We start from the raw sequence: 7,068 nt of genomic DNA, 5'->3' as shown, positions 1-7,068 counted from the left end.
GGGCGGGACCCGGCTCCCCCGGGGCGGGGGCCGCGGGCGGACCCTCGGGCACGCCGCGGGGCGGCACCGGCGGCCGTTCGGGCTTGATCCCGAAGAGGCGCTCGAAGAAGTTCTGGGCCTGCGCCGGCGGCGCGCCGAGCAGCGCGGGAGCCGCGATCGCGGCCGCCAGGACGGGGAGCAGGCGGGGGAGCAGGAAGCTGCGGGTCCGAGGCATCGGGCTCTGACGGGAGGATGAGGTGGCGGGGCCACGCTCAACCCCTTGTCGAACCGTTAACACGCCATCGATGGCCTTGACGTGGCAGCGGAGCAACAAAATCCGTCGACGCCATTCGGGCAATGCGGGCGCCACGAAGGGATTTTTGAGGCAGAACAAAGCCTTGGCAGAAAGTCCGATCGCCGGGGCCAACGCGCCGGCTTTGCCTTGCGAGCCCGTCCGGGGGTTCTTATATCGCCCTCGACGCGGGATTACGCGCTGGATTTCAGCCGTTCACGGCCCTTGATCCGGCCCGGGTCCCATACTCACATCACACACTCATCCGCCATGGGCCGAGCTGCTTCGGGGCTCGGCGGTCTGCTTGAACGCGACGAAAAGAGGGATCCCACCATGGGTAAAGTTATCGGTATCGATCTGGGCACCACCAATTCCTGCGTGGCCGTCATGGAAGGCACGCAGCCCCGGGTCATCGAGAATTCTGAAGGCGCCCGCACCACGCCGTCGATCGTCGCCTTCACGGACGACGGCGAGCGGCTCGTCGGCCAGCCGGCCAAGCGCCAGGCGGTCACGAACCCCGAGCGCACGTTCTTCGCCATCAAGCGGCTCGTCGGGCGCACCTTCGACGACCCGATGACCCAGAAGGACAAGGGCCTCGTTCCCTACACGATCGTCCGCGGCGACAACGGCGACGCCTGGGTCGAGGCCGACGGCAAGAAGTATTCGCCCTCGCAGATCTCCGCCTTCACGCTGCAGAAGATGAAGGAGACCGCGGAGTCGCATCTCGGCCAGCCGGTCACGCAGGCGGTCATCACGGTCCCGGCCTACTTCAACGACGCCCAGCGCCAGGCGACCAAGGATGCCGGCAAGATCGCGGGCCTCGAGGTGCTGCGCATCATCAACGAGCCGACCGCGGCCGCCCTCGCGTACGGCCTCGACAAGAAGAAGGCCGGCACCATCGCGGTCTACGACCTCGGCGGCGGCACCTTCGACGTGTCGATCCTGGAGATCGGCGACGGCGTGTTCGAGGTGAAGTCGACCAACGGCGACACCTTCCTGGGCGGCGAGGACTTCGACAACCGCGTGGTCGAGTACCTGACCGCCGAGTTCAAGAAGGAGCAGGGCATCGACCTGACCAAGGACAAGCTCGCCCTCCAGCGCCTCAAGGAGGCCGCCGAGAAGGCGAAGATCGAGCTGTCCTCGGCCACCCAGACCGAGATCAACCTGCCCTACATCACCGCCGACCAGACCGGCCCGAAGCACCTCGCGCTGAAGCTCAGCCGGGCGAAGTTCGAGTCGCTGGTGGACGACCTGGTGCAGCGCACGATCGAGCCCTGCCGCAAGGCGCTCAAGGATGCCGGCGTGTCGGCCTCCGAGATCGACGAGGTGGTGCTGGTCGGCGGCATGATCCGCATGCCCAAGATCCAGGAAGTGGTGAAGTCCTTCTTCGGCAAGGAGCCGCACAAGGGCGTCAACCCGGATGAGGTCGTGGCGATCGGTGCCGCCGTGCAGGCGGGCGTGCTCCAGGGCGACGTCAAGGACGTGCTGCTGCTCGACGTGACCCCGCTGTCGCTGGGCATCGAGACGCTGGGCGGCGTGTTCACCCGGCTCATCGACCGCAACACCACGATCCCGACCAAGAAGTCCCAGACCTTCTCGACGGCGGAGGACAACCAGAACGCCGTCACGATCCGGGTCTTCCAGGGTGAGCGCGAGATGGCGGCCGACAACAAGCTGCTCGGCCAGTTCGACCTGGTCGGCATCCCGCCGGCACCCCGCGGCATGCCGCAGATCGAGGTGACCTTCGACATCGACGCCAACGGCATCGTCAACGTGACGGCCAAGGACAAGGCGACGAACAAGGAGCACCAGATCCGCATCCAGGCCTCGGGCGGCCTCTCGGACGCCGACATCGACCGGATGGTGAAGGACGCCGAGGCCAACGCCGAGGCGGACAAGAAGCGCCGCGAGCTGGTCGAGGTGAAGAACCAGGGCGAGAGCCTGGTCCATGCCACCGAGAAGTCGGTCGCGGAGTACGGCGACAAGGTCCCGGCCGCCGACAAGGGCGCGATCGAGACCGCGATGACCGCGCTCAAGACCGCGCTTGAGGGCGAGGACGTCGAGACCATCAAGGCCCGGACCACGGACCTGATGCAGGCCTCGATGAAGCTCGGCGAGGCGATGTACAGCGCCAACCAGGGTGCCGGCCCCGAGGCCGGTGCCGAGGCGGGCGCCTCCGAGAAGAAGGACGACGTCATCGACGCCGACTTCCAGGAGGTCGACGACAAGGACCAGAAGAAGCGCGCCTGAGGCGTCGTTTCGACAGGACCGCGCGGGGCCGGAGCGATCCGGCCCCGCCTCTGCTTGTGAGACGCGCTGTTGCGCGGGCGCCGCAGGACCCGGATATCGTCCGAATTCAGCCTCGGACCGGCCGGCTCATGCTAGAGCGCCGGGGTCGCCACGATCGCGGCGATGCCTCGGCCCGCTCACCCTGCTCGAGACCGCCCCCTGAACGGCCCGCCCCGGCGGGCACGAGGGACTGGTCCAGGGAACACAGCGCTTTCTGAGTGTCCGGAGACTGGGTGGGATGTCGAAGCGGGACTATTACGAGATCCTGGGATGCGCCAAGACCGCGACGGAAGGTGAGCTGAAGGTCGCCTTCCGCAAGCTCGCGATGACCTATCATCCCGACCGCAATCCCGGCGACAAGGAAGCCGAGATCAAGTTCAAGGAATTGAACGAGGCCTATCAGTGCCTCTCGGACGGGCAGAAGCGCGCGGCCTACGACAAGTTCGGCCACGCCGCCTTCAGCCAGGGTGCGGGCGGCCCCGGATTCGGCAACGAGTTCGGCGACTTCATGTCGGACATCTTCGACAACTTCTTCGGCGACGGCCGGGGCGGCGCCCAGCGCGGCCGCGGCGGCGGGACCCCGGGCCGCGAGCGCGGCTCCGACCTGCGCTACAACCTCGAGATCACCCTCGAAGAGGCCTTCATCGGCAAGGCCGAGACGATCCGGATCCCGACCTCGGTGACCTGCGAAGCCTGCGACGGCTCGGGCGCCAAGCCGGGCTCGAAGCCGCGCGCCTGCCCGACCTGCGCGGGCTACGGCCGGGTCCGGGCCGCGCAGGGCTTCTTCGCCATCGAGCGGACCTGCCCGAACTGCCACGGCCGCGGCGAGATCGTCGACGACCCCTGCGCCACCTGCCAGGGCGCCGGCCGGGTCAACCGCGAGCGCACGCTCTCGATCAACGTGCCGGCGGGCGTCGATGACGGCCTGCGCATCCGGCTGGCCGGCGAGGGCGAGAGCGGCCTGCGCGGCGGCCCGCCCGGGGACCTCTACGTGTTCCTGTCGATCAAGCAGCACGAGTTCTTCCAGCGCGACGGCGCCGACCTGTTCTGCCGGGTGCCGATCTCGATGGTCACGGCCGCGCTCGCGGGCGAGATCACCGTGCCGGTGATCGACGGCTCGCAGACCCAGGTGCGGATCCCAGCCGGGACGCAGACCGCCAAGCAGTTCCGGATCAAGGGCAAGGGCATGCCGGTGCTCCGCTCCCGGGAGGTCGGCGACCTCTACATCCAGGTCTTCGTCGAGACCCCGCAGAACCTGACCAAGCGCCAGCGCGAGCTGCTGCAGGAGTTCGATCAGTCGGCCTCGCCGGAGAACCACCCGGAATCGGCCGGCTTCTTCGCCAAGGTGCGGGACTTCTTCGGCAGCGCCGTTCGACCCTAGGATCGCCGATCCGACGCGCTCGCCGAGGCCGAACCGGCATCCCGGTCGGCGGCGCGCGGGTCGGGCCGGATCCGAACCCGCGCACGCCCGTTATGCATCCGGCGAGCGTGGCATGCTTACCCTAGGCGCCGGGCCGGCTTGACTGTAAGACGGCGCGTTGCCTTAGCCTTCCATTCCCATCGGCTTCGAGGAATCCAGGACTTGCCGCCGCTCCGCCGTCCCAGTGCGAAGGCCCCTGCCGCCAGGGGTGACCATCTTGGGCCGCGGCGCGACCCCCTGGAGGACGAAGCCCGCTTCCTCCGGTCCTGGTTCGAGCGGCCGCTCGTCACCGGCGCCGTGACCCCGTCTGGCAAGATGCTGGCCCGGACCATGGCGTCCTACGTCGATCCGCGCCGCGAAGGCCCGGTGGTCGAACTCGGCCCCGGCACGGGACCGGTCACGGAGGCGCTGATCCGCCGGGGCATCGCGCCCTCGCGCCTGATCCTGGTGGAGTTCAACCCGGATTTCTGCCGCCTGCTGACACGCCGCTTCCCGGGCGTGACCGTCATCCGCGGCGATGCCTACGACATGCGTGCGACCCTCAAGACGGCGCTGGCCCAGCCCGCCGCGGCGACGATCTCGAGCCTGCCGCTGTTCACCAAGCCGCTGGAGCAGCGTCTCGACCTGCTCAACGCCGCCCACGACCTGATGCAGCCGGGCGCGCCGTTCGTGCAGTTCACCTACGCGGTGGTGCCGCCGATCCCGGCCCGCTGCGAGGCCGGCAGCTACACGGCCGACCGCTCGAACCGGGTCTGGCTGAACCTGCCGCCCGCGCGAGTCTGGGTGTATCGCCGGCCGTAGGACACCTCTTGTCGCCAGCAACTGTCCCATCGAGCCGAACGCCGCGCCGCGCGGAGGCCTGGGTTGCTTCGCTGCGCTGCAATGACGGGCCTGCATCGGACCGAGCCGGCGTTCAGCTCTTCATCCGGAGGCATGCGCCGCGGACCTTGCTGACGGTCCCCCCTCGTCTGGCGAAGCGTTTGCACCCAGGTTAGGTCAGTGCGGCGCGCCCGCCGCGCTGCACCCGCGCACGACACCAGGGAGCCGCTCTTTTGGCCACGATTATCCCCGTTGCCTCGTTCGACTGCGTCGTGTTCGGCGCCACCGGCGATCTCACGGCGCGCAAGCTGCTGCCGGCGCTGTTCTACCGGTTCCGGGACGGGCAGATCCCGCAGAGCAGCCGAATCATCGGCGCCTCGCGCTCGGAGCTGTCGACCGACGCGTTCCGGGAGCATGCGAGGGACGCGCTCAAGCGCTTCGTGCCCGCCTCGGACCTCGCCGAGGACGCGCTCCACGCCTTCCTCGACCACGTGGATTACGTGGCGGTGGACGGGGCCGGCGAGAGCGGCTGGGCCGACCTCGTGGCCAAGCTCGACGAGCGGCCCGACCAGGTCCGGCCCTACTACCTCGCCACCTCGCCCGACCTCTACGGCTCGATCTGCCGCAACCTCGCCTCGCACGGGCTCGTCGGCGAGAAGTCCCGGGTCGTGCTGGAGAAGCCGATCGGCAAGGATCTGAAATCCGCCCGCGCGATCAACGACGCGGTCGGCGAGGTCTTCCCCGAATCGCAGATCTTCCGGATCGACCACTACCTCGGCAAGGAGACGGTGCAGAACCTGCTCTCCCTGCGGTTCGCCAACACCATCTTCGAGCGGCTCTGGACCTCGGACGTGATCGACCACGTCCAGATCACCGTGGCCGAGACGGTCGGGGTCGAGGGGCGGGCCGGCTACTACGACACGTCGGGCGCGATGCGCGACATGCTGCAGAACCACATCCTGCAGCTGCTGTGCCTCACCGCCATGGAGAGCCCGCTCAACCTCGAGGCGAACTCCGTGCGCGACGAGAAGCTGAAGGTGCTGCGCGCGCTCAAGCCGATCACCGCCCACGACATCCAGTTCGCCACCGTCCGCGGCCAGTACGTGGCGGGCGCCGTCGACGGCAAGCCGGTGGAGGGCTACCTCGCCGAACTCGGCCACGAGAGCCGGACCGAGACCTTCGTGGCCATGAAGGTCGAGATCCAGTCCGGGCGCTGGGCCGGGGTGCCGTTCTACCTGCGCACCGGCAAGCGCCTGCCGCAGAAGCTGTCGGAGATCGTGGTCCAGTTCCGGGCCTCGCCGTTCTCGATCTTCCCCGAGGAGGCGTTCGGGCGCGAGCCGAACCGCCTCGTGATCCGCCTGCAGCCGCAGGAGGGCATGAAGCTCGAGGTGATGACCAAGGATCCGGGCCCCGGCGGCCTGCGGTTGCGCCCGACCGACCTCGACATCTCCTTCGAGGAGACCTTCAAGCAGCGCTACCCGGACGCCTACGAGCGCCTGCTGATGGACGTGGTCCGGGGCAACGCCACCCTGTTCATGCGCCGCGACGAGGTCGAGGCCGCCTGGGCCTGGGCCGACGGCGTGCTCAAGGCCTGGGCCGACCGCCCGGAGGCGCCGCGGCCCTACCCGGCCGGAAGCTGGGGGCCTACCGCCGCCATCGCGCTGATCGAGCGCGACGGGCGGACCTGGCACGAGGAGCTGCGGTAAAGGCGCGGCGGCTTACGGCCAAGCTGCCTTGATGCGGTCAAGCCGGGTGCCGAGATTGGTCCCCGCCGCCGGCCACCGCCCCGCGAGAGGGCGGGCCCGGCCCCGCACGAGGGATCATCGCATGCTGAACACGTATCCGGACGTGGCCGGCTCGGCCGAACGCCGGCTCGAGCGCTCGGTCGACGCCGCCCTGCGGGTCATCGCGGCCGCCCATGTCGAGCGGCAGGCGCCGCCGATCTCCGCCGCCCGCCGCCGCCTGAGCGAGGTCTACGGCGCCACCCGCCTCGCCAAACGCCTGGAGCGCGAGCGGCGCAGCGCGTGAGGTCGGGTCGGGCTACCGGTCGGTTGAGATAGGGCCGCTCCCCCCGCAGCCACAATCCGTTTGCCGGACGGGCGCGGGTCCCCTCTCCCGGGCGGGCAGGGGAATCGCATTTGGCAGCGGGGTCTTTCGGCGAAGCGCGAACTGGATTCTTTAAGGTCTCCTGGAGCACGGGAGATCCTGCATGGGCGGTCTGGGTGTGTTTTTCGCGGCGGTTCCGGATCCTCGGTCCGGCAATGCGCGG

5 protein-coding genes and 1 pseudogene are annotated in these 7,068 nt (G+C 69.3%); 5 read left to right on the top strand and 1 reads right to left on the bottom strand.

The features are described from left to right. A pseudogene (locus FV233_RS27125) lies at positions 1 to 214 on the bottom strand (hypothetical protein); the annotation flags it as partial. A gap of 390 nt (positions 215 to 604) precedes the next feature. On the opposite strand from FV233_RS27125, the gene dnaK reads away from it, so the two are divergent. The 5 genes from dnaK to FV233_RS27100 all read left to right on the top strand — a co-directional run bounded on the left by dnaK (position 605) and on the right by FV233_RS27100 (position 6,827). Further along, positions 605 to 2,521, top strand: a complete 1,917-nt coding sequence (gene dnaK, locus FV233_RS27120; protein ID WP_147857024.1) for a molecular chaperone DnaK — start codon at positions 605 to 607, stop codon at positions 2,519 to 2,521. 277 nt (positions 2,522 to 2,798) lie between these two features. Next, on the top strand, positions 2,799 to 3,941 hold the full coding sequence (gene dnaJ, locus FV233_RS27115; RefSeq protein WP_147899367.1) for a molecular chaperone DnaJ: 1,143 nt from the start codon (positions 2,799 to 2,801) through the stop codon (positions 3,939 to 3,941). A 201-nt stretch (positions 3,942 to 4,142) separates the two neighbouring features. Continuing rightward, complete coding sequence (locus FV233_RS27110; RefSeq protein ID WP_147856997.1) at positions 4,143 to 4,781, top strand: phospholipid methyltransferase; 639 nt, start codon at positions 4,143 to 4,145, stop codon at positions 4,779 to 4,781. A 251-nt stretch (positions 4,782 to 5,032) separates the two neighbouring features. Then, a complete protein-coding gene (gene zwf / locus FV233_RS27105) occupies positions 5,033 to 6,505 on the top strand; it encodes a glucose-6-phosphate dehydrogenase (protein WP_147899366.1) in 1,473 nt (490 codons plus the stop codon). 121 nt (positions 6,506 to 6,626) lie between these two features. Next, complete coding sequence (locus tag FV233_RS27100; protein WP_147899365.1) at positions 6,627 to 6,827, top strand: hypothetical protein; 201 nt, start codon at positions 6,627 to 6,629, stop codon at positions 6,825 to 6,827. Positions 6,828 to 7,068: the final 241 nt, after the last annotated feature.

Source organism: Methylobacterium sp. WL7 (genome assembly GCF_008040085.1).
In the GTDB taxonomy this organism is placed as follows: Bacteria; Pseudomonadota; Alphaproteobacteria; order Rhizobiales; family Beijerinckiaceae; genus Methylobacterium; species Methylobacterium mesophilicum.
The sequence above is the reverse complement of the archived record's forward strand: the minus strand, read 5'-3'. Positions and strand labels throughout refer to the sequence as shown.